This window comes from Dokdonia genika (assembly GCF_042652845.1).
GTDB classification, from domain to species: domain Bacteria; phylum Bacteroidota; class Bacteroidia; order Flavobacteriales; family Flavobacteriaceae; genus Dokdonia; species Dokdonia donghaensis.
The window spans coordinates 143614-169471 of sequence record NZ_JBHSHB010000023.1; the positions used below are offsets into that span (position 1 = coordinate 143614).

Annotated in this window: 26 protein-coding genes; 9 read left to right on the plus strand and 17 right to left on the minus strand. The window is 38.9% G+C overall.

Translation table 11 applies throughout. The annotated features are described in order from the left end of the window. Positions 1-27: 27 nt before the first annotated feature. On the minus strand, positions 28-1659 hold the full coding sequence (locus ACFO5T_RS11875) for a 4Fe-4S binding protein (RefSeq protein WP_380034627.1): 1632 nt from the start codon (positions 1657-1659) through the stop codon (positions 28-30). A gap of 21 nt (positions 1660-1680) precedes the next feature. After that, complete coding sequence (locus ACFO5T_RS11880) at positions 1681-3021, minus strand: NAD(P)/FAD-dependent oxidoreductase (protein ID WP_380034629.1); 1341 nt, start codon at positions 3019-3021, stop codon at positions 1681-1683. Positions 3022-3321: 300 nt separating this feature from the next. Between ACFO5T_RS11880 and ACFO5T_RS11885 the strand changes: the two genes are divergently transcribed. The 5 genes from ACFO5T_RS11885 to ACFO5T_RS11905 all read left to right on the plus strand — a co-directional run bounded on the left by ACFO5T_RS11885 (position 3322) and on the right by ACFO5T_RS11905 (position 8902). Next, on the plus strand, positions 3322-4032 hold the full coding sequence (locus ACFO5T_RS11885; protein WP_380034631.1) for a DUF547 domain-containing protein: 711 nt from the start codon (positions 3322-3324) through the stop codon (positions 4030-4032). Between the two features lie 187 nt (positions 4033-4219). After that, positions 4220-5122: a hypothetical protein gene (locus tag ACFO5T_RS11890; RefSeq protein ID WP_380034633.1), complete on the plus strand. Its 903-nt coding sequence runs from the start codon at positions 4220-4222 to the stop codon at positions 5120-5122. Between the two features lie 133 nt (positions 5123-5255). After that, positions 5256-6266 (plus strand): glycoside hydrolase family 113, encoded by a 1011-nt coding sequence (locus ACFO5T_RS11895; protein ID WP_380034635.1) that lies wholly within the window; start codon positions 5256-5258, stop codon positions 6264-6266. 65 nt (positions 6267-6331) lie between these two features. After that, entirely contained in the window at positions 6332-7591 is a 1260-nt protein-coding gene (locus ACFO5T_RS11900) for a POTRA domain-containing protein (RefSeq protein ID WP_380034637.1), read from the plus strand. Between the two features lie 30 nt (positions 7592-7621). Beyond that, entirely contained in the window at positions 7622-8902 is a 1281-nt protein-coding gene (locus tag ACFO5T_RS11905) for a BamA/TamA family outer membrane protein (protein WP_380034639.1), read from the plus strand. Here the strand turns inward: ACFO5T_RS11905 and ACFO5T_RS11910 are convergent, their stop codons facing one another. Then, entirely contained in the window at positions 8903-9337 is a 435-nt protein-coding gene (locus ACFO5T_RS11910; RefSeq protein ID WP_375252995.1) for a hemerythrin domain-containing protein, read from the minus strand. It lies immediately after the preceding gene. 161 nt (positions 9338-9498) lie between these two features. Between ACFO5T_RS11910 and ACFO5T_RS11915 the strand changes: the two genes are divergently transcribed. From ACFO5T_RS11915 to ACFO5T_RS11925, 3 genes are all read left to right on the plus strand, one after another. Next, a complete protein-coding gene (locus tag ACFO5T_RS11915; RefSeq protein WP_380034641.1) occupies positions 9499-9654 on the plus strand; it encodes a YqaE/Pmp3 family membrane protein in 156 nt (51 codons plus the stop codon). A 193-nt stretch (positions 9655-9847) separates the two neighbouring features. Then, positions 9848-10945, plus strand: a complete 1098-nt coding sequence (locus tag ACFO5T_RS11920) for an acyloxyacyl hydrolase (protein WP_380034643.1) — start codon at positions 9848-9850, stop codon at positions 10943-10945. 4 nt (positions 10946-10949) lie between these two features. After that, on the plus strand, positions 10950-11714 hold the full coding sequence (locus tag ACFO5T_RS11925; protein ID WP_380034645.1) for a head GIN domain-containing protein: 765 nt from the start codon (positions 10950-10952) through the stop codon (positions 11712-11714). A 73-nt stretch (positions 11715-11787) separates the two neighbouring features. On the opposite strand, the gene ACFO5T_RS11930 is transcribed toward ACFO5T_RS11925, so the two are convergent. Next, positions 11788-12387 (minus strand): nitroreductase family protein, encoded by a 600-nt coding sequence (locus tag ACFO5T_RS11930; RefSeq protein WP_380034647.1) that lies wholly within the window; start codon positions 12385-12387, stop codon positions 11788-11790. 103 nt (positions 12388-12490) lie between these two features. Here ACFO5T_RS11930 and ACFO5T_RS11935 point away from each other — a divergent pair, with 103 nt between their 5' ends. Then, a complete protein-coding gene (locus ACFO5T_RS11935; RefSeq protein ID WP_375252999.1) occupies positions 12491-12817 on the plus strand; it encodes a winged helix-turn-helix transcriptional regulator in 327 nt (108 codons plus the stop codon). Positions 12818-12822: 5 nt separating this feature from the next. Here ACFO5T_RS11935 and ACFO5T_RS11940 read toward each other — a convergent pair whose 3' ends face one another. The 13 genes from ACFO5T_RS11940 to ACFO5T_RS12000 form a co-directional block, all read right to left on the minus strand. After that, positions 12823-13530 carry a TIGR04283 family arsenosugar biosynthesis glycosyltransferase gene (locus ACFO5T_RS11940; protein WP_380034649.1) on the minus strand — a complete coding sequence of 236 codons (708 nt, stop codon included), beginning with the start codon at positions 13528-13530 and terminating at the stop codon, positions 12823-12825. Positions 13531-13583: 53 nt separating this feature from the next. After that, a complete protein-coding gene (locus ACFO5T_RS11945) occupies positions 13584-14384 on the minus strand; it encodes a DUF547 domain-containing protein (protein ID WP_380034651.1) in 801 nt (266 codons plus the stop codon). Positions 14385-14469: 85 nt separating this feature from the next. Next, positions 14470-15387, minus strand: a complete 918-nt coding sequence (locus ACFO5T_RS11950) for a DUF547 domain-containing protein (protein WP_380034653.1) — start codon at positions 15385-15387, stop codon at positions 14470-14472. A gap of 98 nt (positions 15388-15485) precedes the next feature. Then, positions 15486-16454, minus strand: coding sequence for an arsenosugar biosynthesis arsenite methyltransferase ArsM (gene arsM, locus ACFO5T_RS11955; RefSeq protein ID WP_380034655.1), 969 nt, complete (start codon positions 16452-16454; stop codon positions 15486-15488). Positions 16455-16554: 100 nt separating this feature from the next. Then, positions 16555-17367, minus strand: coding sequence for a purine-nucleoside phosphorylase (locus ACFO5T_RS11960; protein WP_380034657.1), 813 nt, complete (start codon positions 17365-17367; stop codon positions 16555-16557). 31 nt (positions 17368-17398) lie between these two features. Continuing rightward, entirely contained in the window at positions 17399-18001 is a 603-nt protein-coding gene (locus ACFO5T_RS11965; RefSeq protein ID WP_380034659.1) for a TIGR04282 family arsenosugar biosynthesis glycosyltransferase, read from the minus strand. Continuing rightward, positions 18001-18180 carry a hypothetical protein gene (locus ACFO5T_RS11970; protein ID WP_035325526.1) on the minus strand — a complete coding sequence of 60 codons (180 nt, stop codon included), beginning with the start codon at positions 18178-18180 and terminating at the stop codon, positions 18001-18003. Before ACFO5T_RS11970 ends, ACFO5T_RS11965 begins: the two co-directional genes overlap by 1 nt. Further along, complete coding sequence (locus ACFO5T_RS11975) at positions 18180-18371, minus strand: hypothetical protein (protein WP_021778162.1); 192 nt, start codon at positions 18369-18371, stop codon at positions 18180-18182. Before ACFO5T_RS11975 ends, ACFO5T_RS11970 begins: the two co-directional genes overlap by 1 nt. Continuing rightward, a complete protein-coding gene (locus ACFO5T_RS11980; protein ID WP_298353510.1) occupies positions 18372-18797 on the minus strand; it encodes a rhodanese-like domain-containing protein in 426 nt (141 codons plus the stop codon). A 72-nt stretch (positions 18798-18869) separates the two neighbouring features. Then, positions 18870-19697: a metallophosphoesterase family protein gene (locus tag ACFO5T_RS11985; protein WP_380034662.1), complete on the minus strand. Its 828-nt coding sequence runs from the start codon at positions 19695-19697 to the stop codon at positions 18870-18872. Further along, positions 19682-21016, minus strand: coding sequence for a sodium:solute symporter family transporter (locus ACFO5T_RS11990; protein WP_380034663.1), 1335 nt, complete (start codon positions 21014-21016; stop codon positions 19682-19684). Before ACFO5T_RS11990 ends, ACFO5T_RS11985 begins: the two co-directional genes overlap by 16 nt. A 115-nt stretch (positions 21017-21131) precedes the next feature. Continuing rightward, positions 21132-22571, minus strand: coding sequence for a SusD/RagB family nutrient-binding outer membrane lipoprotein (locus tag ACFO5T_RS11995; RefSeq protein ID WP_380034665.1), 1440 nt, complete (start codon positions 22569-22571; stop codon positions 21132-21134). 34 nt (positions 22572-22605) lie between these two features. Next, complete coding sequence (locus ACFO5T_RS12000; protein ID WP_380034667.1) at positions 22606-25821, minus strand: SusC/RagA family TonB-linked outer membrane protein; 3216 nt, start codon at positions 25819-25821, stop codon at positions 22606-22608. Between the last annotated feature and the right edge of the window lie 37 nt (positions 25822-25858).

Sequence of the window (25858 nt, forward strand, 5' to 3'; positions counted from 1 at the left end):
CGCTTTCGCGAAAGCGTAAAAAATCTTCTAGCTTGCCTCTTTGTTATTTACATAATCCATAAGGTCTACATCATTACCTAGTAATACTTGCGTAGGGTTGATACGACCTGCTTCTGGTCCGTTTTCTAACTTAAGTACGCCACGAGGACATACAGCGCTACATATACCGCAACCTACACAACTAGAACGCACGATGTTTTCTCCTTTCTGAGCATATGCACGGACATCAATTCCTTGCTCACAGTAGGTAGAACAGTTACCACAAGAGATACATTGCCCTCCGTTTGTAGTGATTCTAAAACGAGATTTAAAACGTTGTACAAACCCTAAGTAAGCTGCTAGTGGGCATCCAAAACGGCACCATACACGGTTACCAAAAATAGGGTAGAAACCTGTCCCAATTACTCCTGCAAACCAAGCTCCTATCAGGAAGCTATAGGTGTCTTTTATCCATTGCGAGTTGATTCCTAAAAAAGCTTCTGCACCGGTAAAGTAACAGTATAATGTGACGAGTGTCATCACTAGTGAAAATACGAGTACCGAGTGTATGAGCCAGCGCTCAAGTTTCCAGGCTTTCATAGATTTATTAGAATGCTGGCGGTAGGGATCACCAAGAGTTTCGGCAAGGCCACCACAACCACAAACCCAACTACAGTACCATCTTTTTCCAAAAAAGTAAACCATTACTGGCACAATCACTAATGTAAGCACAACACCCCATACGAGGATGAAGATACCTAAACCACCACTCTGAGTAAGTGTGTCGAGATTCCACTCAAAGAAGAAATCATAATCTAGCGGGAATGCGTTTTTAAAATCATAACCAGGCTTTCCTAAACTTGCCATAATCTCCGGGATAAGAAAGGCAAATACAATCTGAAAGAATAGTACAGAGGTAGTACGTACAATCTGGTATTTATTGTGACGGTATTTTATATACATACGCACCGCCATCGTTACCATAATCACACAGTATAAAAAGCCATAAACAAACCACTGGCTGGCATCTCCACCATTAAGCGCATTACTTATAGGGTCGAGTATAAATGTCCAGTTTACCACATAGTCTGCATTAAAATAAAGCACGAGATAAAATAGTACGAGGTACACAAGTACCAGCCAGGCAATCCATCCTCTATTGGTTGCTGCCTCGTGATATACGTGGTCATTTTTGATGCCTGGTTTGCCTAGCAACACGAGATTAGGAAAAATGAACATAAGAGCTCCTAGTATCCCTAGCCCAAAGGTTAAGAACCACATAAGCCCTTTGTTTTCTACTATAAATCCTGTTCCGGCTTTTTTGGCTAGTGAGAAGCTAAAGGCTTGAAAGTCTTTATCATTTATTCTGTACTGATATTGTTCTCCTTTTTTATCCCACTCCTTTGCCGCATCATATTTTGCAATTTGTGCATCATAATAGTCATTATTTTGAGCAAGGGCATCTCTTACGGCACCTGTAAAAGCAAATGTGCCTAGTTTTTTACCCACTACGTTATCTGAGATTTTTTGAGCGACGAGTTCGCTTTTAATTCCTTTTTCAGAAATAAAGGAGTCAAGTTGTTCTTGTTTTAAGGTGAAGTCTCCCATAAAGATGGAAGCTGTCCAGATGGCAAGCCCAGTAATAAAGATCACCAAGCCTAGGTTTTTAATAATTTTCATAAGTGTAAGTCATTAGGTTGGTTATGCAAAAATTCTTTTCCAGCTTTTCTTTTTAGGACTAAGTGATGTCCCGTATGCAGCATTATAAGCATCGAGAATATCCTTCTCATAATGGCTATAAAACTCAGGATCAAAGTTTGCATCTTTAAGATGCTCTAGCACATAATCTGTTGTGCGTCCCTCAGTAAGCCAGCGGTCAAATAGCTCGTGACGTAGCCTGATACCAAAGTTATTTATACCCACAAACTTGCGACTATCCTCTTGCATCTCTATAGTGATACACTTGTTATCATCCTTATGCATCCAGTGAAAGTGTGTATTGCCGTCTTTAGGCTTTGAGAACACCCATCCATACGTCTGGTACTCTATATCCATAAATTTTGCACTGTTAAACCAGTGACCAGGGTTATAGGCAGTAGGATTTCCAGTTAATGTCTGTGCGAGTGCTTCTCCCATCATTCTGCCCGTATACCAGACAGCTTCAATTGGTCTACGACCGTTTATACCCTCGTGTTGTTCTGCACAATCACCTATGGCATAAATATCTTTTATATTAGTCTCCAGCATAGGGTTCACCTTGATACCTCGGCCTAACTCAATACCACTTTCTTTTAAGAAAGCCACATTAGGAGACACACCAGCGGTAAGTCCTACTACGTTGCAGGCTATTTCTTCTCCTGTCTCTTTTATAGTTACAGCGCGCACTTTACCATTATCATCTGCTAGAATACTATCTAGATTATAGCCTAAACGTAAATCTACGTGGTGAGATTTAATGTGTCTGTTAATCATCTCGCTTTCTCCTTGTGGTAAAACGCCATTCCAGAAACTGTTTTCTCTTACTAAAAATGTGACCGGTATATCACGCGTGAGCAGCATCTCTACCATTTCAATACCTATAAGACCGCCACCTACTACCACAGCACGTTTACAGGTTTCTTTATCTGGAGCATTTGCCTCTAGCATATCTAGATCTTGTTTTGAGTACAACCCTTGTACACCGTCTAGATCTTGCCCTGGCCAGCCAAATTTATTAGGTTTTGACCCTACCGCAAGCACGAGTTTATCATAACTCATTTTTTCACCACCAGAGAGTAATAATTGCTTATTCTCGTGATCTACCGTCTCTACAAAAGCACGTTTAAGATCAATACGGTTTTTTTTCCAGAAGTAATCTTCATACGGTTTTGTGTGCTCATATTTCATATGTCCCATATAGATATACATAAGCGCTGTGCGAGAAAAGAAGTAATCTGTTTCGGCAGAGATGATGGTGATCTTTTTGTCAGAAGCTTTGCGAATGTGACGGGCGGTTGTAACGCCAGAGATCCCGTTGCCTATAATGACGATATGTTCTTGCATAGTGGTTGGTGTTTTTAAGTAAGTTGAAAAGAGGTTGTAGTAATGTGGTATGTGATTACGCTTTCGCGAAAGCGTGTGTAAAACCTTTTTTCTTCACAAGTTACTAGGGTTGTGTCGAACTAAAGATAGTAAACTTAACAGCACCTAGTCTTATTTAGAATATATCTAAATGAATTGTAGATTAATGCTATAAATACATTAAGGACAGCAAGCTATCTGGTGATTAAAATCAATTTATTTTAAGAAAAAGTGTAAGACGATTGTTTTTTACCCGACCCAAGTGCACATAAAACAGCAATTATGAAAATCGTTACTTTCCTTTTTACACTACTTGTTATTAACACGATGAGTGCACAGAGTACAGATGCATTTTTTACAGATGCAGATGTTTTTTTTAAAGAATATATAAAAAATGGAAGAGTAGATTATGCTGCTGTACAAAGTAATCCGGAGTCTTTAGATAAACTTCTTGAGGCTGCAAAAACCATTAAAGTGAGCAAGACAGATGCAAAAACGTATCAAGCTTTCTGGATCAATGCTTACAATCTTTCTGTAATAAAAGGGATTGTGGCTAAGTATCCCGTAAAGCAACCGCTCAGTATAAAAGGCTTTTTTGACAAACAAAAACACGCTGTAGGAGGTAGCTCAATCACCCTTAATGATATAGAAAACAAGAAGCTACGTGCTGTTTTTCCAGATGAGGCTCGTTTTCACTTTGTACTTGTATGTGCAGGGTTGGGCTGTCCTCCTATTATAAATGAAGCATACACACCTAGTAAGCTTGAAGCTCAGTTAGAACGACAAACTAAACTAGCGCTCAATAATCCATCGTTTATACGAGTAAAAGGTAAAAAGGTACAGATCTCGCAAATTTTTGAGTGGTATAACGGTGACTTTACGAGAAGTGGGAGTGTGCTAGAGTTTATCAATAAATATAGAGATAGCAAAATAGACGAGACTGCAAAACTTTCATACTATCCATATGACTGGACACTTAATGATATAAAATAATGAGTATATACTGAGCCTGCGCTGCTTTATGTGAAGTTTTCATAATACAAAGGGTTTATAAAGCAGTTACCCCTACCAGGCTCAGTTCTTTCATTAATGCATAAAACTTTTACAACTTCTTTTCTCACTCCACGGTAGCTGAATTAAGAAAGTACAATTATAAATTTCCAACCTAATATTTAAAAAAATGAAACATTTTTTAATAGGCGCACTATGCCTAATCGCTACTACAATTTACGCACAAGATAATGATGATAACGAGATCGGCGGCTCTGTCATACAGACGCTTACACCATCTAAGCTTATTGCAAAAGGACAATATGATATCAAGTGGTTTAATAATTTGTACACGCAAACAGAAAGTACATTTACAGATGGTGATGAGCCTAGGCAATCATTTTTGACATCATCACTAGAAGCTTTTACTGGAGTGTCAGAAAATAGAAGACTCAATGTAGGTGTAATTTTAGAAGTGCGATCTAATGTAATAGGCGGTAGAGATGCGCTAGATGTCTTTAGTTTTGACGGAGAGCGTGGCACCGCTCGTAGTGGTCTTACTTCTATCGCTCCTGTGGTAAAGTTTGTTCCATTTGCATCTGTAAATAACTTTTCGATTCAAAGTTCGCTATCTATACCACTTATAGATCAAGAGACAGAGCAAGGGGTTTTTCTTGACCAAAAAGGATTTACGTGGCAAAACCGTTTCTTTTTTGATCACACCTTTGCAGGTGGTGACTGGCAAGTATTTGCAGAGCTTAACTCTGAGTTTAATTTTGGAAAAGAGGCAGAGCAAGATGAAAACTTTGACACCGTAAACGGCAGCTTTGCAAATAATAGTTTAAATCTTACGCCAGGGGTGTTTTTAAGTTACTTCCCCAGTGCTAAGTTTACCGTTCTAGGCTTAGTACAGCACTCACAGCGCATAGATCTAGGTAATGATTTTGAGCAAGACTTTACCGCAGTAGGTGGAGGCGCAAAATATCAACTCACAGACGAGCTCAACCTCGAGGCTTTGTATACCAACTTTGTAAGAGGTAATAATACGGGACTAGGTGAGACTTTTAACTTGGGACTACGAGTTGTTTTTTAATATAAGCATCTACTAGATTTGATGTATACTTTATAATCTAGAGATCGCTAGACCTGACTACTTATAAAAGTGGTCAGGTTTTTTTGGTTTGTGATATAGAAAGCTATCTTTATTTTATAGAATCACATTTGTTATGAAAATACTATTACAATGCCTTGTGCTTGTTTTACTTCTAGAAGGTTGTAGTGCCCAGCTTCCACCAGATGGAAAAATTAATGGAGTAAGCTTTGTAGCAAATCGCTCTCCAGTAGACAGCAGTCACGTGGCACCCGTTCTTGATATAAACGCAAACTATGCTGCGGTTATGCCCTTTGGGTTTGTGCCGGCACTAGATAAAGCGCAAATTGTATACAATACAGATAGACAGTGGTATGGTGAGACTAGAGAAGGCGGTCGTAATTATGTAGCACAACTTCACGATAAAGGTATAGATGTAATGCTCAAACCCCAGATATGGATACGTCGGGGTGAGTTTACAGGTTACCTTAAGATGGAGACAGAAGAGGAGTGGCTGGCACTTGAGCAATCGTATCGCGATTTTATAATGGATTATGCGACACTTGCTCAAGAGGAAAATGTAGCAATATTTTGCATAGGTACAGAGCTGGAGCAATTTGTAGTAAATAGACCAGCTTTCTGGCAACAGCTCATAAAAGATATCAAAAAAGTATACAAAGGTAAGCTTACGTATGCTGCAAACTGGGATGAGTATAAACGAACCCCTTTCTGGCAACAGCTGGATTACATTGGGATAGATGCCTACTTTCCAGTATGTGATGATCAAACACCTACGGTGGAGTGTGCTATAGAAGGCTGGATAAAATGGAAAGAGGAGATTTCCGCTTTCGCGAAAGCGCAACAACGCAAAGTATTATTTACAGAGTATGGTTATCGCTCTGTAGACTATACAGGTAAAGAACCCTGGCGCTCTGACCGAAGTATGACCCAAGTAAATCTGGATGCACAGGCAAATGTTACAAAAGCACTTTATGAAGCCATCTGGGATGAAGAGTGGATGGCAGGAGGCTTTTTATGGAAATGGTTTATACATCACGACCGTGTAGGAGGACCAGAAAATAGCCAGTTTACACCTCAAAACAAACCAGCTCAAGATATTGTAAAAGAATACTACGGTAGAAATTAAATACGATAGCTACTGCAATGTTTACGATTAAGAACCGACAGACTCATAGTATCGTATAAAAGCCTATGAAACAAATTATATATCTATGTCTGTTCTTGCTGCCTTGCCTTGTTTATGCTCAAAAACAGCAAGTAGATAGAATCACTTTTAAAGGGTTAAAAAAAGTAGATGAGTCACTGTTGAGAAGACTAATAAAAACAGAAGTAGCATCTCCTTACGACTCGCTTAAAGTAGCTACAGATGTAGAGCGATTTAATAGACTTCCTGCCATTGCAAAAGCTACCGCTAGTATAGCTGAGGTAGATAATGGTGCTATAGAAGTCACTTATGATATTGTAGAAAATTTTACAATTATACCGGGTATACGTATCTCTGAGGCAAATGATGGAAGTTTTGCCTTTAGACTAAGTGTATTTGAATTTAACTTCTTAGGCCAGAGCCAGATTGTGGGTGGCTTTTACCAGCGTGATGTTTTTAATTCTTACGGTGCTTACTGGGAAGCCCCATTTTTATTTACAAACAAGTTAGGGCTAGGTGTAAATTATATTAAAGATGTCACCTTTGAGCCCATTTACTTTGATACAACTACTCTCAATTATAAAAAAGATAGAGCTGGAGCTGAGATTTACGGACTTTACGAAATTGACTTTCATAATAAAGCAGAGCTAGGAATTAATATTTTTAAAGAGCAGTATGTTGCAAACGAGACTGAGATAGATGCTACTTTTCCAAACAATCTAGAGGCTTCAAAAATTGCTGTGCGAGCAGAGTATGAGACAAATTTTTTAGACATAGATTATCAGTATGTTTCTGGTTTTAGAAACTTACTTGATGCAAGATATATTAATGGAGGTGAGGGCTTACTTGACGACTCTTTTATAGGAGTTAATACAACCGAATATTTTAAAAGAATAGGAAGTAAAGGTAACTGGGCAAGTAGATTACAATTAGGATTTGCTTCTTTTAATGAGTCTGATTTTGCGCCATTTACTGTAGATAATCAATTTAACTTACGCGGGGCTGGTAATGATATAGCGAGGGGTACGAGTTTTATATTTATAAATACAGAGTACCGTCACACGCTGCTAGAGAGAGGCTGGTTTGTACTACAGGGTAATGCCTTTGTAGATGGGGGAACCTTAAGAGAGGCAAGGCAACCGCTAGATAACCTTGTAAGTGGTGATGCTCTTGAGGTATACTCTGGAGCAGGGGTGCGTTTTATACATAAACGTATATTTAATGCAGTTATACGACTAGACTATGGCGTAGGCCTAGGAGCGTCACAAAACAGTGGTCTTGTCTTTGGGATAGGACAGTATTTTTAATAGGTAGAGATTCTTTTATAATGATGTAAAGTGTTACAGAGAGTATTGATTTTAATGGTATGTTGCATTACCGCTGTACAGCTTGCTGGACAAGAGGGTAAAGTGCTAGACCTCAAAGTACAAGGCTCAAAAAGGCTTAAACCTAGTTTTATAAAACTCATAAGTGATATAAAACCAGGAGTTACATTAGACTCTGCAGTGATAAATCAAGATATAATACGCCTTAAAAGACTTCCAGCAGTTGCTCACGCTTATTTTCAGGTTTTTAAGTCACACGATAACTTCTATAATGTTTTTTATAACGTAGAAGAAAATATTACCATAAATCCACAAGTAAATCTTTACACGACTAATGATGATGAGTTTGCATACAGGCTAGGCCTTTATGAATATAATTTATTAGGAAGAAATATAGGTTTTGGAGGGTTTTATCAGAAAGATATTTTTAGCTCGTATGGTATAAATTTTAGAGCGCCTTTTTTATTTAATAACAATGTAGGACTTGCGATAAACTTTCAGAGTCTTACTACTCAAGAACCTGTGTTCTTAGATAATGGTACTGCAGACTATAAGTATAACAATACCTCCATAGAGATTTTAGGCCTATATGCTTTTAACTTTAAGCATCGTGTTGAGTTAGGTGTTAACTTCTTTAATGAAGATTATTTATACCTCAATGGAGCTACAGATGTGAGCGTGCCACAAGCCTTTAATGTAGATAAAATTCTTCTTAAAGGTATTTATGAGTATGATGCTCTTAAGTATGACTTTCAGTATGTAAGTGGTTTTAAAAGTACTTTTAATGTACAATATGTACAGGCTAATGCGGTGACATTACCAGATTTTACCATCTGGTGGAATGATTTTAGATATTTTGCTAGAATACGAGATAAGGATGGTGTTTATGATGGAAACATCGCAACGCGATTGCGTCTAGGCCTTGCTACAAATGCAGATTCACCCTTTGCCCCATTTTCTGTAGATAATAATCTTAATATACGGGGTGTAGGTAATACCATAGATAGAGGCACCGGTGTGGTAGTACTCAATGCAGAGTATAGACAAACGCTAGCAGATCGAGACTGGTTTACAATACAAGGAGTGGGTTTTGTAGATGCTGGCTCTTGGCGCAATCCCGGGGGAGATTTTGGCGATTTTGGTGATGATCAAAATTTGCGAGTTTATCCAGGTCTAGGCCTTAGGTTTATTCATAAAAAGATATTTAATGCAACCTTTAGGGTAGACTATGGATATGGTATAACACAAGATGCCACCAGCGGAATTGTCTTTGGTATAGGCCAGTATTTTTGATTATCTACGTTCTTTCATTGCATCTTGGTACGCAGTAGCAAGATCTGTCTTTTGATTTTCTGAGAGTACTTTACCTGCTAGCTGAAAAAAGGTATGCTCCTCGTCTTCGAGATGATGTTCGACTTTTTCACACAACTGTTTTGCATAAGTAAGCCAGGCAGGAGAATCCATATCCGTATCATCTATTTTTTCTATAAGTTCATCCATCTCGTGATGCTCTGCTATACCGTGTCTAGCGTGCTCCTGCATCATATCATTATGTATAAGCGGGCTGTAAAAATGTCTTTCCTCTGCGTCTGCGTGTATTTCTAATTCTTCTTTTAGTGCTTTCCAGAGCTGTTTTCTGTCACTGCTATTACCAGAGGTTGAGGTAAGTCTATCGCATAAGTCTCGCTGGATATCGTGGTCGTTTCTAATTGCTTCAAAAATATTCATAGTACTAAAAGATTAATTGGTTAGTTAATTTTAAAACACTGTAAATTTTTAAAAAATTGCTATGATTTTTGTTAAAATCAATACAATTAATTTAAAATTAGCAATTTACAAATGGTCTCATCTGTAGCTTTGTACAAACAATAACCAAAAAAAAGTAACCAATGTCATTAATTACAATTATACTCAGCATTCTATTTCCGCCACTAGCAGTTGCGTTAGAAAAAGGAGCCGGAAAAGATCTTCTCATAAACATCTTACTTACACTATTAGGCTGGCTTCCCGGAGTGATTCACGCCTTTTACGTAAACAATAAATAAGAGCAACACATATATTACAAGAGCCCGCTACATAAGTAGCGGGCTTTTTTATTTTATAAAGACTTGTAGGAGTTTAATAGATATAGGTACGCTTTCGCGAAAGCGTAAAAAAACCTTTTAAAAATAGTAGATTTTAGACAAACTAGAGCAGACATTTTTTCGTAGGTTTAAAAAATCATTATAACCTTCATCTATGCGCATTATTACTATTGTATTTGTATTACTCTATGGCATTTGCGCTACTGCACAAGAAGATAAAGTAAGACCCTTTGATGTAGAAGCAGACCTTTTTGGCGGAACGATTTTAGAACATAATCCAGATATTTCTCACCTTATTACAGAACATCCTACGGGAGTGATGCTGGCATATAACCGAAAGACTTACGGTTTTGAACCCTGGGAGCGTCGTTACAACTTTCCAGATGTGGGGTACACCTTTGTGTTCCAAGATATGAAAAATGAGTATCTGGGAGAGTTATATAGTGCGTATGCGCATTATAACTTTTATTACTGGAAGAAGCGCTTGCAGTTTAGAATAGGGCAGGGGCTCGCGATTGCTACAAAACCTTATGATAGGGAGACTAATTTTATAAATAATGCATACGGTACTACAGTCTTGAGCAGCACGATGCTTAAGTTAAGTTATAAGAAAAATAATATTTTTAAAAATATAGGCTTTCAAGCAGGGGTGACTATTATACACTATAGTAATGCAAATCTCAAGGCGCCAAATAATTCTACAAATACGTGGGCGTTTACTGCAGGATTAAATTACTTCCCAAAAGCGGCCGAGTTTCCCGAGTATATACCTATGGGAGAAAAAACACCTTATAAAGAACCTATACATTTTAACTTGACACTGCGCGGTGGAGCAAACCAGAGCGATATAAACAACTCACCACGCTATGGTTTTGTTACTATTACTGCCTTTGTAGATAAGCGTATTAATCACAAATCTAGTTTTACGGCGGGAGTTGACGCATTTTTTGCAAATTTTTTAAAAGAGCTCATACGTTATGAGTCTATTGCATATCCAGATGGTGATGTCACGGGTGAGGAAGACTGGAAACGTTTTGGGATTTTTGTAGGTCACGAGCTGCACTTTAATGAGCTTTCTTTTGTATCCCAATTGGGATATTATGTGTACTACCCGTATGATTTTGAAGGAAGATTTTACAATAGGTTAGGTTTAAAAAGAACCTTCGGGAAACACCTTGCAGGGAGTATGGTCGTAAAGGCACACGGTGCAAAAGCAGAGGCAGTAGAGTTTGGTATAGGATATAGATTTTAATAAGATGAGACACTCCATTTATATAGCTAGTATAATAGTAATCATTGTAAGCATCATTTCTTGTGATACAGAAGATACACTTACGTGTCTAAAAACCACAGGCGAGATTGTAACACAAGAGTATGATCTAGCAGATTTTGATAGTATTACCATCTTTGAGCGTGCCCAACTCATAGTAACAGACGATCCAGATATCTCTGTAAGGTTAGAAACTGGAGAAAACTTACTTGAAGATTTTGAAATTCTTATAGAGGACAATACACTCAAAATCAGCAACACAGCTTCTTGTAATATTATACGTGATTATGATACTTCAAAGGTGTATGTGAGTCATCCCGATTTAAAACAGATACGCAATAGTAGTGGGCAAACGGTAGAGGCAGAGGGTATCTTGACCTGGAACTCACTCAGGTTAGTAAGTGATGACCTTATAGAAGAAGACTTTTATCATAAAGATGGAGACTTTAATCTCTCGCTAGATGCAGAAAATGTGCTATTACAAAGCAACGGATTGTCTAATTTCTTCATAAACGGAAGTGTGACAAATCTTACCATAAACTTGCTAGATGGTGATAGTAGATTACCCTTAGAAGATCTTGATGTTCAAAATGTATCCATCTTCCACAGGGGGACTAATGATGTGATACTAGCACCACAATTATCTATCGTGGGAGAGTTGCGTAGTACGGGTAATTTGATTTTAAAAAACACACCACCAGTTGTTGAGGTAGAAAGCTTCTTTACGGGTGAAGTTATTATTGATGAATAATTCTTTCGCTTAAAGCGAAAAAAAAGCGCCCCAGTATGGAGCGCTTTTTATAATAAAATCGAAGTAGTATAGACTATATAGTTTCTACTACTTTATCTAATGCGATTCTTGATTTTGGATTTTTACTAGGTTGGTTAAAATCCTCTTCATCTCTATATCCTATAGCAACGGCAACTAGGGTTGCATAGCCATCGTTTCCTATAATCTTGTCATAGTTTGCAGGCTCTATTCCTTCCATAGGGGTAGCATCTATGCCCATAACCGCACAAGCACTTAGTAATACACCTACAGAGAGGTATACTTGCTTATCAAACCAAGCAGTAATCTGTTCTTTAGGTAGCGGTTTTAAGTTCTCATTATAATAATCTACCATTCCTTGTGGTAATTCTCTCTTGATTTGCTCTTCAAAAAGTGATAAATCATCTACTCTACTAAAAACAACTACAGTATCACTCTTTGTTACTTTCTCAGTATTTATCCAAGATACTTTAGAGAGCTTCTCCTTTGTGTCTTGATCAGAAACAAAAGTAAATTTCCAAGGCTGGCTATTTATAGAAGAAGGACTTAGTCGTAAACTTTCTTTAAGCTCCTCTATGTGCTTAGGATCTATCTTTTTTGTCTCGTCATACACCTTTGTGGTGTAGCGCTCTTGCATTGCATTTATAAAACTCATAACATTTATTTTTTACTATATTAAGTATAGTAGCAAAAGTATGTATAGTTATATACCTTTGCAAGAACGGTCAAAAAGTATAGGTTTAATTTAACACATCGAGATGCACACTTTTAAAGGAAAAGAATACCCTTGCTGTACAAGTCTTACGATGGGAGTGATAGGAGGTAAGTGGAAAACCGTAATCATTTACCATCTTATAGAAGGTCCCTTACGATATAGTGAGTTACGCAAGCAAATGCCTTCTGTGACAGAGCGCACCCTTAGCCTACAGCTCAAAACACTAGAGAGTGATGGTATAATAGATAGAAAGGTTTATACTACAAAGCCACCACTTAAAGTTGAGTATATGCTTACAGATTTAGGAAAGTCACTTATACCACTTATAAACGCAATTGCAGAGTGGGGTCGCAAAGCAGATGAGGTATAAACCTGTTATGATATCTTGTTGAGATAATATTTGTGCAAATCTTCTGCACTAGCGCCTAGCCATTTGCGCACATAAATACTCCAGAAGTGAAACTGTAATTTCCAGATACCATTTTCCTCATAACGACGTGCAGAGGTTGTGAGCCATTTTTGAATAACGACAAATTTACGTCGCGCATATAACTTATTTATCAGGTCATTATCCTCATAAATAATATATCGCTCATCAAAGCGGCCCAGTTCTTCAAAAAGAGCTTTGGTAATAAACTGGCTTTGGTCACCACCACGGCACGCTCGCCACTTAAACTTTGTGAGCCAGCCAGCTAGTCGCAGCCACCAGTGATTAGAATCAAATTTCATTTTAAAACATCCTGCAGGATTACCCTGTGTGACCTCTTTTACAATGAGGGCATCATAGTTTTGAGGTGGGTAAGAGTCTGCGTGTAAAAAGTAAAGTATGTTGCCTGTAGCTTGTATGGCTCCCGTATTCATCTGTCGTGCTCGACCTTTTTGAGATGTAATAATAGATACCGTTTTACTAAGCGCTGCATATTGCGTGACTTGAGTAATAGTATCATCAATACTGCCACCATCTACAACGATGATTTCGTGTATATAATTTTGAGAAGACGCCTTGTTTTCTAGGTGAGTGAGCAATGCACATATGGTCTCAGTCTCATTAAGAACAGGGATGACTACAGATATAGAATTCATTAAAGATGTATCTTATTCTAAATGTACGCAAAAACACCTCAATCAGTTTTACTTTATTGCTTATTTAAGCCCCAATCATATTCTTTAAATGTTACAGGTGTACCAGGCGCAACCTGAGTATTTGTATATTTATTTATATAGGGTAGTAAGCTTTTATTAGATCCTCTATAAAAGTCTTCTGTATAAAATTTAAAAATAGAAGAAAGTGCTGCCGTATTTGCACTAATATCATTTTTTGAACTATTAATAAACTGCTTAGTTGCTTTGTCAAGTTGCTCATTGATTTTACCAGCAGTGTATGCCTCACGCAGTAGTGGTGGGCAAGAGATAGATGCACAGTTTATGGCAAAATGTATTCTAGGCTCATTCATCTTGCGTAGCACGCCATTTTCAATGCCACCTAGAGAGAGCAAGCGCCCATCTACCCTTGCACGTCCTTTAGTCCACGGGGCGTCTATGTCTTTTATACTACTTACCTCTGGGTTATCAAGTATGAGCTCTACAGTGACTGCGTTATAAAGATTAATATAATAAGCAAGTAACTCTTGTGCACTCCACTTGTTTGATGGGTCAAGATTTGCTAGTTGATTTAAGTAGCCGTTAAGTAGCGGTCTGTCTTTTTGGAATCCATCATAGTCTACGAGCCCCTCTTCGTTTACATACTTTTTGAGCAATGAGTCCCACTGCGAGTGATCTACATTTACAGCAGAGTTTGCCGTAGTAGATGTAAGTGGTTGTGTAACTTCCTTAGTAGGTTGCCCTTGACTTGTAATCCCTCCAGCAGAGAGCAACGCGCAGCTTTGTAAAGAGATGGTTATGGATATTATTAATAAAATGCGTGTGTATATTTTCATAACTATTATTTTATTGTTTTACACTTTCGTGAAAACATAATATCGCTTTTTCAAAATAGATAAGCGAGTAATTAAGAAAACTTTACTACTTATTGAGCGTCCAGTCATATGCTTTATATCTTACTTTCGCCGAAGGTGAAATAGGAGTTGAAGCATACGTATTTAGATAATCTATGAGGCTACCCTCTGTTTTAAAATCTTTTGCAAACCAGCTAAAAATTTTAGACACCTCAACTCTTTCCGCTGTAATCGTGTTACGAGAGCTGTCATTTATAAATTTACGAGCTAGCTTGTCAAGCTGGTCGTCTACACTTGCCGCTGTAAAAGCCTCATTAAGCAATGGCGGGCAAGAAAATGAAGCGCAGTTTATCCCAAAGTGGATTCTTGCATCGCCCATTTTTCTTAAAATATCGTGCTCTATCTGGTTGAGGTTATACCAGCTATCTTCAAGTTTCCAGAATCGTTGATCCCACGGGTTTTTAATATCCTTTATGCTTTCTAGCGGATAGTGACGTAAGATAAGATCTATAGTCATTGCATTATATGCGTTCATCCAGTAGGCGAGCTTTTCTTCTTGAGACCACGCGTCTGTAGGTGTTTGTTCTCCAAGTAATTTAATGTAGTTGCGTAGTTTCCCCCAGTTTGATTTAAAACCATTGTAATCTACATTACCAGCTGGAGATACATATGCCTTAAGTAAGTCATTAAAACTATCGTGATTAACAGTTTCTGTAATTGCAGTATTAAAAACTTCAACTTCAACTTCAACTTCAACTTCAACTTCAACTTCTTCTGATTCTGTAATCATCTCCTCTGCTTGAGCATTTACTGTGGTTGTATCTTCAGTAACAGTTATGATGGGAGCAATTTCTATAGGGACACTATCTTTCTTTATGACAACAGGTGTTTCTGCAGTTGTGACTTCAGGTGGTGCAGTTATAGCCTTAGTTGTGCTACAAGCACAAGCAAAACCGAGTAAAGCAATGTAAAGAAAGGTTTTCATAGATGTTGGTTTCATAAAAAAGCGCCTCTTATAAAGAAACGCTTTTTGTGTGACTCATACGTATAGAGTCGTATATATTATAAAAAACTAACAGTAGCCTAGCAACATCCACCACCATCATAGTGATAAGTAGACTCGCTTATAAAGATGTCATTACGACCTAAAGCAGCAAGTGCTCCTGCTGTTTTATCACAAATAGCCAGCGGCTGATTTTTAAGAAGGATGTGCCCTAGCTTGTCATCAAAAAAGTCTTCTTCTCCATAATAAATGGCAGCTTTACCTGTAAAAATACAAGGTCCGTCTGCTGGCATAGGGTCTTTGATTGCTGCTACTTCAATAGACTCAATATATATGAGCTCATCTGTAGGATACGCCCCAGGATTAAGTATTCTATATGGTTTACGAGCTCTTATCTCAATAGTCCCAAAACCAGCATCTGTAAGTGCTTTTACATATTCGGCTATGGGTAGACTTCCAGAAAGACAAAGCGCACGTAAACGATCATCATTGCGCAACTCCTCATTCATTTCCTGCTCACAAGTAGGGTCACTCATTACAAGTTTACCCTGAGGTTTTAGCACGCGATACATCTCTGCGATGGCGCGTTTTAAATCTTCGGCTTTAAAGATGTTAAAGAGGCAGTTTTGTGCAGCTACGTCTATAGAGTTATCTGCCACATTAAGGTTAAGGGCATCTCCTTTTTGAAGATCTACAAATTCGCTTTTAAACCAAGGGTTTAACTTCTCTGCTTCTATAAAGTTTTTGCGAGACGCCTCTAGCATTTCATCTACCACGTCTACACCTACTACGCCACCCTTATTACGATTAAAGTATGCAAACTGTAATAGCTCCATACCACCACCTACACCTACATAGAGCATTTTAGGCTCATTAGTAAGATCACGAGCATTTACAGTGCTTCCGCAACCATAATTCATTTCCTGCATAATCTTTGGGATCTTTAATCCAGGTAATTCCCATATAGGATTTGTAGTACAGCACAGTCCTACATCTGGTGTAAGTGCTGCTTCTTTATAAAGATCATTTGTAGCATTAAGGTAACTCATAATTCGTTTTTTTAATAGGTAGTAGTTAGTGTATTAAGGTGATTTTTTAGATTTAGATTCCGCTTTCGCGAAAGCGTACTTACACCACATTCTAATCTGACTATAATGTTTTAATTAATTCTGTAAAGAGCTTGATCATCTCTGGCTCTGCCTTACCAGCCATTGCAATTATTTCTGAAATATCTACCGGCTTAAGGTTGTCTGGGTCACACTCATCTGTAAGAACAGATACTGCCACCACAGGAAGTTTTAAGTGATTTGCCACAATAATTTCTGGTACGGTACTCATCCCTACAGCATCTGCTCCTATAGTTCTTAAGTAGCGATACTCTGCGCGGGTTTCTAGCTGTGGCCCTACTACAGATGCATATACTCCCTCGTGTAAGTTTATGCCATTGTCTTTTGCAATAGTGCGTAGCGTATTATTCATAGCAGCATCATAAGGTTCGCTCATATCTACAAAGCGCTCTCCCATTTTTTCTACTCCTTTAAAAGCTAGCGGTGAACCTCCTTGAAGGTTAATGTGATCATCTATGAGCATTAATTCTCCTTTTTTGAAATCAAGGTTAATCGCTCCAGAAGCATTAGATACTAATAGGTGCTTGATGCCTAAAGCGTGCATCACACGTACTGGGTAGGTTACATCTGTAAGTGAGTAGCCTTCATACACGTGAAAACGGCCTTGCATAATAATAACCTTTTTACCTTCTAGCGTACCGTAAATTAATTTACCTGTGTGGAACTCTACCGTTGCCGTTGGAAAATTAGGAATATGATTATAGCTCGCGGTGTGTTCTATCTCAACACGATCAATGAGTTGCCCAAGACCAGTACCTAAAATGATACCTACTTCAGGATTTTCAAAGCCTTTGCTTTTCAAGTAATCTGCTGTTTCTGTGATATATTTTTCCATAATATGTTTTTAAACGTATTAATTTTTTTTGTTATTGTAAATATTGAGCAAACTCAGCATATGGTTTTAAGTCCTCTGCAAAGTCAATGTCGTTAAGGGTTTCAAGTTGATGAACTTTTGCTGTTGCTAGATCATCCATAGTACTTGCAAAGACCGTATCGCCACCCCATTCTTTATTGTGAAATACTTCTTTTACAAGCTTGTTCATACCCAATAAATAATAACCACCGTCTTGCGCTGGGCCTATTACTGCGTCATTAGTATGCAGCGCGTCAAAAGCCTCATTTATGTGAGAAGCACGCAAGTCATAAAGGTCACTACCTACAATGAGTACATTGTCATACCCATCTGTAAAGGCTTTTTTAAATGCATTATACATACGCACTCCTAGATCTTCACCTTCTTGCTGGAATTTTTCAAAAATAGCATTATCCCACATATCATTATCGCGCACCTTCACAGAGTAGCCCACGCGTTTAGTGCAATTTAAAGTGCTTACTACGTCCTTAGTATGTGATAAGAGCTTCTTGTAAATTTCAAGAGCATTTTCTTGACCTACACCTTTGGCTAGTCTGCTTTTTACTTTACCTAGTTCTGGATTTCTGGTGAATATGAGTACTATGTTTTTTTTCATTATTGCTTTCTATAATTATATACTAGGTATAAAAACATAAGCGCCATCGTGATGAGCTGCTGGTATATACTCGCGTTAATAGACCAACTTAGGTTCTCAAAATTTAGCTTGCTTACAGTAAGTACGAGTAATAGGATAAGGAGTATGATAAATATGAGAATGATTTTCTTTCTAGTCATTACTCATCATCTTTTTTTGTCCACTGGTCACTTTTTTTAATGGCTATAAACATCCCAATATTTGCAATAATAATGAGACTACTAGAGAGATAGTCTTTCCAGGTGGATGTCTCGTTAGTAAGATGATAAGCCAGTAAAGCAAATCCTCCTATGGTGAGTCCTATAAAAATGAGTGGTATATATTTATTCATCTAGTACACTTTATGCCCTGTTTTTAAATACTTCCCCCAAACTTTGGAAAATACGTGAACAGAGTCGGTTGGTTGTTTGTTCTTATTTTGAATTTCGTAGCCTTCATCTTTCCACGCAAATATGCTTCCGTATAGATTTTTGACGTTTGTAAATCCTTTCTTCTTCAGTCGCTCGCCAAAGTCTTCAGAGCGTATCCCTACAGAGCAATAAACGACGATGGGTTGATCTTTTTTTGCTTTCGCGAAAGCGTACATACTATCATTCACCTTCTCAGAAACCCACACCGCTCCAGGGATATGGCTTACCTCAAATTCTTCCTTTTTACGAGTGTCTAAAATTAAGTAGTCACTCATTTCCATCTTGAGTTCTTGCACAGAAATATAAGGAACAGAGCGTGTGTTATACTGTTTTAATAACAAGTCCATATCTGATTGCCCAACACTTATAGCACTTATGAGAAAGATGAGTATGTATGTGATTTTTTTGATAATAGGTCTTTATAATTTGATGCCAAATCCTTGTAAGCCACTCTCTACAGGTGGCAGTATTTCTGTATTGTCCCAGATGCCAGTTACGATGGTACGCGCATACTCTTCTGGCAGTAAGCCGTTTTGCATTAACTGGCTCGTGAGCTTGTAATTATATGCAAAGGTATGATGTTCATAGCTAAGATTGCCAGAAGTGTCATCTAGAATAGCATACCAGACTTCGGTAGAGCCATCATTTGCTGGCATCCCAATTACGCCAGGGTTAAGCCAGAGTTTATCTTCTTGCTCCGTATGAAAAGGCAAGCCGCAATGTCCCGCAATAATCACATCACTTTGTGTTGTATCAAAATTTGAACCTTTTATATCCCAAGGCGTAGATTTAAATATAAATTCAGAAATATGATTATATGAGCCGTGTACAACCGTTACCTTTTTACCCGCGTAGGTAAATGTAATATGGTCTGGAAGCGCCTCGATGGTGTCTAGCGAATTCTTAGAGAGTTTGCTTTGTGCATAAGGATACCACAGCTGGCTAAAACCATCACAACGCGATCCTTCTCTAAAGTCACACCCGCAATCTTCTGCACCCTCACTCAGTTGTTTTTCTACATTACCTGCAATACCGTGCGTTCCCCATATTTTATAGAGTTGTAGGGTTTCTTCTGGCTGTGCACAATATCCCACGATGTCTCCTGTGCAGATGCAATTTTCTGGAGCAATCCCTTGCTGCTCTGCAATAGATTTTAGTTTCTCTAGCGCTTGTAGATTGCTATACACACCGCCATAAAGGAGTACTTTGCCAGTGAGCTTACCTATGTTTTTTATCTTTTTATCCATCGTGGTATGAGGTATAATATCGTACAGGCTGTGATGCCCCAGACGTTTGTCCAGAGTAACGCAGCATAAGATCCTGTTGTAAATTGTAATGATAGTGGTAAGGCATCAAAAACTAATATGAAGCCAAAAATGATACCAGTCACTACACTCAAGTAATAACTAATTTTTGGGGCTGGCTTTCGCCAAAATAAAAATACTGGCGTTAGTCCAATGACCATCGTCCCAGATATGGTCGTGGCGCTTAAAATCTCTGCATTAAGAAATACGGGAATGGTTCCCAATATGGCAATTACAGCCATAGATAATCTCCCAAACGAAAGATTTTTACCCAAATTTAAATCGACTGAAAGTAATTTTGAAAATGAGGAGAATGTACTATCCAGCGTAGATGCCGCCGAGGTAATCATAATAAAGTTGATGACTAACAATATGACTACACCAAAAGCTTTGCCCACTTCTACCGCGGCTTGGCCTGCCATTCCTTGTGACTGTGCATACACACCTATTACACTAAATAAGATAATACAAGCTGCTCCCAATACCGAGGCGATTAGAAAGCTGCGTAAAGTAACCTTTGGCGAACTTAAAAAAGCTCTATCTGTCAGTACAGGATCGTGAAAGGGATAGGAAAATGACTGTAACAAGGCTGCAAAAAGTAAATTAAGACCAAGATCAAAACTCCACGTTCCAGAAGTCGCAACCTCCTTCACACTAAAATCATCTACCGAAAATATACTCCATAAAATCACACATAGCAGTATGGAAAATAATCCCATCTGTATCACATCTGTAAATATGGAACTGCTCAATCCACCCTTGAGCGCATAAGCCAGAGTGAGTATGGTAAATACAAGAATCGCCCAATAATAAGGAGTGCTTCCCATTTCTCCAAAATAAGAGCCTATCACCATCGTGTTACTCCACACCTCATTAAAAAGCCTAATGGCAATGAGCACAGAAAATAAGCGCATCGCTCCTTTTCCAAATCGAGAAGTCAGAAACTGATGTATACTTGTAAACCCACCGTGCAAACGCATCTGGTAGATAATCACACCGGCCACCGCAAAGGAGAGGTAATAACCCGCATAAGCCACACCACCCACAATCCCAAAACTCAGGCCTAAGTTGGCAGCATTGGTTATACTCTTTGCAAAAATCCACGAGATAATAAGACTACCCGTAAGCATCCACACATTAGGAGACTTCTTACGATGTATAGCCTTAAAAAACTCATCAGGACTTTTGGCAAGCGGAGACAGCACAAACATCAACACACTCGATGCTATAATTAATCCCCATTGCCAGATTTCTACATTCATATATTGGTTTCTTATTCTAATATTTATCACTTTCCGTCAGGAAAGTGTATTTCATAAAAGTTCCCCTCTTTGAAGAGGGCTAGGGGAGATGTCTGCAGTACCCGCCCACAATTCCTTAATCTACATCCCACCACACGCGCACATTAAGGCTATTGCCGTCTGTGGCATCAAATGCTGTCTGGTAATTATCTGCATTGAGCGCTTCTTCTTCAGATGGGTAAGGCATACGCACGGGAATTAAACCGTCATTAAGACTTGCTTGCACATCCATAAATGCAGGAAAACCGGTACGTCTATATTCTATCCAACCCTCATAGCCGTTTATGATGTTTGCTATCCACTTTTGAGTAAGTATTTGCTCTAGCGGCGAACTATCTGCGTTATTAAAAGCAGCATTACCAGTTAGATAATCTGCTGGTAAAGGTGTTTGCCAGTATTCAAAAGCGAGTGTCACGCCGTTTTCATAAAGTGCCTGCGCATCTGCGGTGATAAGTCCGCGCTGGGCAGCTTCGGCTAGAGCTAGCGAAGTTTCCCAAGCCGTCATAAAGTTTGCGTCTAGCACTGAAGTATCTTCTCTAAAAGCAGTGCCTGCAAGTGATAAATCTCCAAGCACGGCAGCCGTTGAGGTTGCATCTATTCCATTTATAAGTCCTTTAAATTCGTCAGTATTTGATGCTGGTCTAAAAAACGTATTAAGCCTCGTGTCTTCAAGGTCTACAAGAATGGTTTCCATTGTTTCAGAAAGTACGAAGTTGTTAAAGTCACCCACACGTAACTGTGCAAGTCTAAAACTGTTAGGCTCCGTATTGCTAAAGTTAAAAACAGCATTATCACTATTACTAGTTATAAAGTTATCCTCATTAACCAGCGCTTGTAAATCTGCACTTACATCTACACGATCTGAGATACGTAAAAGATGTTTGATTTTAAGACTGTTTGCAAAGCGTACCCAAGCTTGTAAATCTCCACCATAAAGAATATCTCCTTCTAGCGGGATCACATCTTCATAAGCTTCTATAGCAGCAATTCCCGCATCTAGATTTGCTAGAATACCATCTGCTCCAGTATATATAGCCTCCTGCGTGTCATAAGCTGGTGTTACCGTTCCATCTATTCCATTAAACGCTTCTGAGTAAGGAACATCGCCAAAAAGATCTGTAAGCCCAGCCGCCATATATGCCTTGAGGATAAGAGCAGGACCTTCATACACGGCAAAAGTCACATTAGTTTGCGCCTGCTGTAAGATAATCTCGTTGTCTCTTAAATTCGTATAAAAAATAGGCCAAGGATTTCCACCTAGCTGAGGTGATTTTAAGGCGTGACGATCAAAAAGATTAAAGTCAAGAGCCGTTCTGTGTTGCGATAATAAATCTCCAGCTACAAAACCTTCGTAACTCATTTGCTCTCCGTAGTCATAAATAACTTGTCGCAATAACAAGCTAGGCTGTACGCTTACGGGATCATTTGGGTTGGTGTTTATTTCTTCAAAATCTTCTGTGCAACTGCTCATTCCAAGTAAAAGCAGGAGGGAAGTGATGTATAAAAAATGTTTCATTTGTAATGTTTTATGTTACGCTTTCGCGAAAGCGTTAAAAGTTAAATCCTGCCTTAAACCCGAAGCTTCTTGTTGTAGCATAGCTCAAATCTTCTACACCGCTCACAAATCCTTGTCCCTGTACTGCGAGTTGCTCAGGGTCAAAATGTGGGTTTTCTGTGATGGCAAAAAGATTGCGTCCTATAAGTGAAAGGTCTACGTCTACACCTTCTTTAAGACCGATAAATCCGTCCTTAAGCTTGAAAGAATATCCTATAGAAAACTGACGAAGTTTTAAGAATGAGGCGTCATAAATGTTGTTTTCTTCGTGGTTACGGTCATAAAACTGGCGGTAGTAACTCTCTGCCGAAACTGCTGTGGTGTTTGGAACAAAATTTGGATTTGCCGCAGTACCTGTGTTTACAACTCCTTGCGCAATAATTCCCTCTTCCGGGCGGAAAGCAGTTTCTGCTAGTTGGCCTCCTACATTACCTAGCGCTCGCGTTCTTGAGACAATATCTCCACCTTGACGCCAGTCAAATAAGAAAGAAGCACTCCACTGCTTGTAGCGGAAATCATTGTTCCACCCTAGGTTAAAATCTGCGGTGTAGTTTCCTATTTTCTTGAGGTTGTTATCTGCGATAAAGCGCCCGTTATTATCAATGATAAAATCACCATCGTCATTACGTAGGTAGCCTGTTCCATAAATATCGCCAACTTCCCCTCCCTCTTCTACTTGAAAGAATACGGTTTGGTTTGCGCTGTCATAAATACGGCTAAAGGCAAGCGTAAGACGACCATCAGATTGTGGTAAACTTTCAACCACAGACTTATTGGTGCTGAAGTTAAAGGTGGTGTTCCATCTAAAGTTTTCATTTACGATAGGAGTGATGCCTGCAATCACCTCGATACCAGAGGTGCGTACCTCACCACCATTTACCACCTGCTGATTAAAGCCTGAGGAAATAGCAATAGGTAAGGAGATAATCTGGTCTTTAGTAAGCGCGTTGTAGTACGTGAAGTCTACATTAAACCTGTCTTTAAAGAAGCGTATGTCTGTACCTATCTCGTACGATGTAGTTTGCTCTGGTTTTAGGTTTGCATTAGGGATAAAGTTTTGTGCGCTAAAAGTAGGCTGCCCTTCAAAAGGAGTTTGTGCGATAAACGCTCCAGAAGTTTGGAAAGGATTAGTATCATTACCTACTTGAGCAACACTTGCTCTTAGTTGTAAGTAGCTTATCGCTTCTGGAAGTTCCCACACATTAGATCCTATAAAACTCAAACTAGCCGAAGGATAGAAAAACGAAGTATTATCTGCGCTAAAAGGCGTTGCAAGTGCACTTGACCAGTCATTACGTCCAGTAACATCTAGATATAAAAAGTTCTTGTAGCCCAGTTTTGCCACTCCGTAAAAAGAGTTGATACGCTTTTTAGATTCAAATTGGAATGCTTCTATAGGTGATGCGGCATTATTAAGGTTAAAGATGCCTGGTTGTGCAAGGTTTGTAGTTTGCACCTGTTTTGTAGAAGCTACCTGTGATAGGCGGTTTCCTCCAAGACTTACGTCCAGTGAGAAGTCGCCAAACTTATTGTCATAGTTAAGTAAGAAGTCTGTATTGATCTCACGATAAAAAACATCGTGCTCTGCATAGCCACCATTCTGGAAACGGTTAGAACTAAAGTTCCTTAAAAACTGTCGTTTCTCACTACTGTAGTCCATCCCTGTGCGTATGGTAAGATCAAGATTTTTGGCGAGTGTTTGTGTAAGGGCAATGTTTCCAAAAACGCGATCACGGTTAAAAGAGTTTCTGTTTTCTTGTAAGATAAAAAACGGATTATCAAAGAAGGTGTAGTTAAAGGAGTACTGCTGCACGCCTTCTAGACCTGGCTGCCAGTAATCACGAAGGCTGTCTATATTAAGAGAGCGAGGTCCCCAGGCAACGAGTGAGTAATTTACATTCTCACTTCCGTATCCGTTTGATGGGCGGTTGTCGCTTCCAGAATTTACGTAACTAATGCTCGCCTTGATTTTAGTTTTGTCTGTTGGCTTAAAGTTGAGTTTAGTCGCGATGGTTTGTCTATCTAAGTTTACACCAGGTATAATAGACTCACTACGTAGGTCTGTAAACGATATACGGAAATCACCTTTGTCAAATCCGCTAGAGACAGAAACATTATTTATGGTGGTCACTCCAGTTTCATAAAAGTCTTTTAGGTTATCTGGGTTTGACCTAAATTCAGTAGGAGTAATGGCAAGTCCATTGTATAAAGCCGTATCTCCACCACGTACAATCGTCCCATCTGCAAGCGTCACCGGACTATCAAATTGCGAAATTAGATTTCCGGCATCTAGTCTAGGTCCCCAAGAATACGTAATGTTATCTGAGATTCCTGCTCCAAGACCATCTACATATTCAAAAACTCCGCCTTGTCCTTGTCCGTACTCGTTTTGAAAATCTGGAAGTTGGAAAGCACTGTCAAAAAAGATAGAAGAGTTAATGCTTATGCCTAATCCTTTTTTCTTGCTACCATCTTTAGTCTCAATAACAATGACTCCGTTTGATGCACGCGTACCGTATAATGCAGCAGCACTTGGGCCTTTAAGTACAGAAACAGAAGCAATGTCATCTGGATTTACTTCCATCGCGCCGTTTCCAAAATCTACTTCTTGAAAACCTGCGGCTGCTTCATTTGTGAAGTTAAAAACAGTGTTGTTGTTAATGGGTACACCGTTTACTACAAACAACGGATTGTTATTAGAAAACGAAGCTTCTCCACGTATGCTTATGCGTGATGAAGAGCCTACCCCTGTTGCGCCTTGGGTGATGGTGACACCAGCAAGCTTACCAGAAAGGTTGTCCAGAAAGTTTACAGACTTTACCTCGTCTATATCTTTTGCATTTATGGTTTGTACTGTGTATCCTAGTTCTCTTGTGTTGCGTTTTACGCCCAGCGCGGTAACTACCACCTCGTCAAGTCCCTCCTGGGAGATGCTTAGTGTAATATCTATTTGCGTTCTGCCAGCTACAGTAATTAATTGTGAGCTATAACCGAGCGAAGAGAATTTTAAAACGGATGCATCCGTAGGTATGGTTATGGTGTAAACACCATTTTCGTCTGTAATGGTGCCTTGGTTTGTGCCTTCTACAAGGACATTTACAAATGGTATTGTAGTGTTATCTTCTGCGCTTGTGACGGTTCCGGTAACGGTAGTTTGAGCATACAAACTTGCTGTAAAAAGCAAGAGCATACTAAGATAAAATGATTTCATCTGAGTGTATTAGTTGGTAATTAAGAAAATCTAAGAA

What these genes read in the sequence shown, in the direction of transcription:
- ACFO5T_RS11965 (WP_380034659.1), bottom strand. Translation starts at nt 18,001, where the DNA reads ATGAAAAAAAACATAGTACTCATATTCACCAGAAATCCAGAACTAGGT.
- arsM (WP_380034655.1), bottom strand. Translation starts at nt 16,454, where the DNA reads ATGAGTTACCTTAATGCTACAAATGATCTTTATAAAGAAGCAGCACTT.
- ACFO5T_RS12000 (WP_380034667.1), bottom strand. Translation starts at nt 25,821, where the DNA reads ATGAAATCATTTTATCTTAGTATGCTCTTGCTTTTTACAGCAAGTTTG.
- ACFO5T_RS11960 (WP_380034657.1), bottom strand. Translation starts at nt 17,367, where the DNA reads ATGGAAAAATATATCACAGAAACAGCAGATTACTTGAAAAGCAAAGGC.
- ACFO5T_RS11895 (WP_380034635.1), top strand. Translation starts at nt 5,256, where the DNA reads ATGAAAATACTATTACAATGCCTTGTGCTTGTTTTACTTCTAGAAGGT.
- ACFO5T_RS11995 (WP_380034665.1), bottom strand. Translation starts at nt 22,571, where the DNA reads ATGAAACATTTTTTATACATCACTTCCCTCCTGCTTTTACTTGGAATG.
- ACFO5T_RS11990 (WP_380034663.1), bottom strand. Translation starts at nt 21,016, where the DNA reads ATGAATGTAGAAATCTGGCAATGGGGATTAATTATAGCATCGAGTGTG.
- ACFO5T_RS11875 (WP_380034627.1), bottom strand. Translation starts at nt 1,659, where the DNA reads ATGAAAATTATTAAAAACCTAGGCTTGGTGATCTTTATTACTGGGCTT.
- ACFO5T_RS11885 (WP_380034631.1), top strand. Translation starts at nt 3,322, where the DNA reads ATGAAAATCGTTACTTTCCTTTTTACACTACTTGTTATTAACACGATG.
- ACFO5T_RS11900 (WP_380034637.1), top strand. Translation starts at nt 6,332, where the DNA reads ATGAAACAAATTATATATCTATGTCTGTTCTTGCTGCCTTGCCTTGTT.
- ACFO5T_RS11880 (WP_380034629.1), bottom strand. Translation starts at nt 3,021, where the DNA reads ATGCAAGAACATATCGTCATTATAGGCAACGGGATCTCTGGCGTTACA.
- ACFO5T_RS11950 (WP_380034653.1), bottom strand. Translation starts at nt 15,387, where the DNA reads ATGAAAACCTTTCTTTACATTGCTTTACTCGGTTTTGCTTGTGCTTGT.
- ACFO5T_RS11980 (WP_298353510.1), bottom strand. Translation starts at nt 18,797, where the DNA reads ATGGACTTGTTATTAAAACAGTATAACACACGCTCTGTTCCTTATATT.
- ACFO5T_RS11910 (WP_375252995.1), bottom strand. Translation starts at nt 9,337, where the DNA reads ATGAATATTTTTGAAGCAATTAGAAACGACCACGATATCCAGCGAGAC.
- ACFO5T_RS11970 (WP_035325526.1), bottom strand. Translation starts at nt 18,180, where the DNA reads ATGACTAGAAAGAAAATCATTCTCATATTTATCATACTCCTTATCCTA.
- ACFO5T_RS11975 (WP_021778162.1), bottom strand. Translation starts at nt 18,371, where the DNA reads ATGAATAAATATATACCACTCATTTTTATAGGACTCACCATAGGAGGA.
- ACFO5T_RS11935 (WP_375252999.1), top strand. Translation starts at nt 12,491, where the DNA reads ATGCACACTTTTAAAGGAAAAGAATACCCTTGCTGTACAAGTCTTACG.
- ACFO5T_RS11930 (WP_380034647.1), bottom strand. Translation starts at nt 12,387, where the DNA reads ATGAGTTTTATAAATGCAATGCAAGAGCGCTACACCACAAAGGTGTAT.
- ACFO5T_RS11945 (WP_380034651.1), bottom strand. Translation starts at nt 14,384, where the DNA reads ATGAAAATATACACACGCATTTTATTAATAATATCCATAACCATCTCT.
- ACFO5T_RS11985 (WP_380034662.1), bottom strand. Translation starts at nt 19,697, where the DNA reads ATGGATAAAAAGATAAAAAACATAGGTAAGCTCACTGGCAAAGTACTC.
- ACFO5T_RS11920 (WP_380034643.1), top strand. Translation starts at nt 9,848, where the DNA reads ATGCGCATTATTACTATTGTATTTGTATTACTCTATGGCATTTGCGCT.
- ACFO5T_RS11940 (WP_380034649.1), bottom strand. Translation starts at nt 13,530, where the DNA reads ATGAATTCTATATCTGTAGTCATCCCTGTTCTTAATGAGACTGAGACC.
- ACFO5T_RS11890 (WP_380034633.1), top strand. Translation starts at nt 4,220, where the DNA reads ATGAAACATTTTTTAATAGGCGCACTATGCCTAATCGCTACTACAATT.
- ACFO5T_RS11925 (WP_380034645.1), top strand. Translation starts at nt 10,950, where the DNA reads ATGAGACACTCCATTTATATAGCTAGTATAATAGTAATCATTGTAAGC.
- ACFO5T_RS11915 (WP_380034641.1), top strand. Translation starts at nt 9,499, where the DNA reads ATGTCATTAATTACAATTATACTCAGCATTCTATTTCCGCCACTAGCA.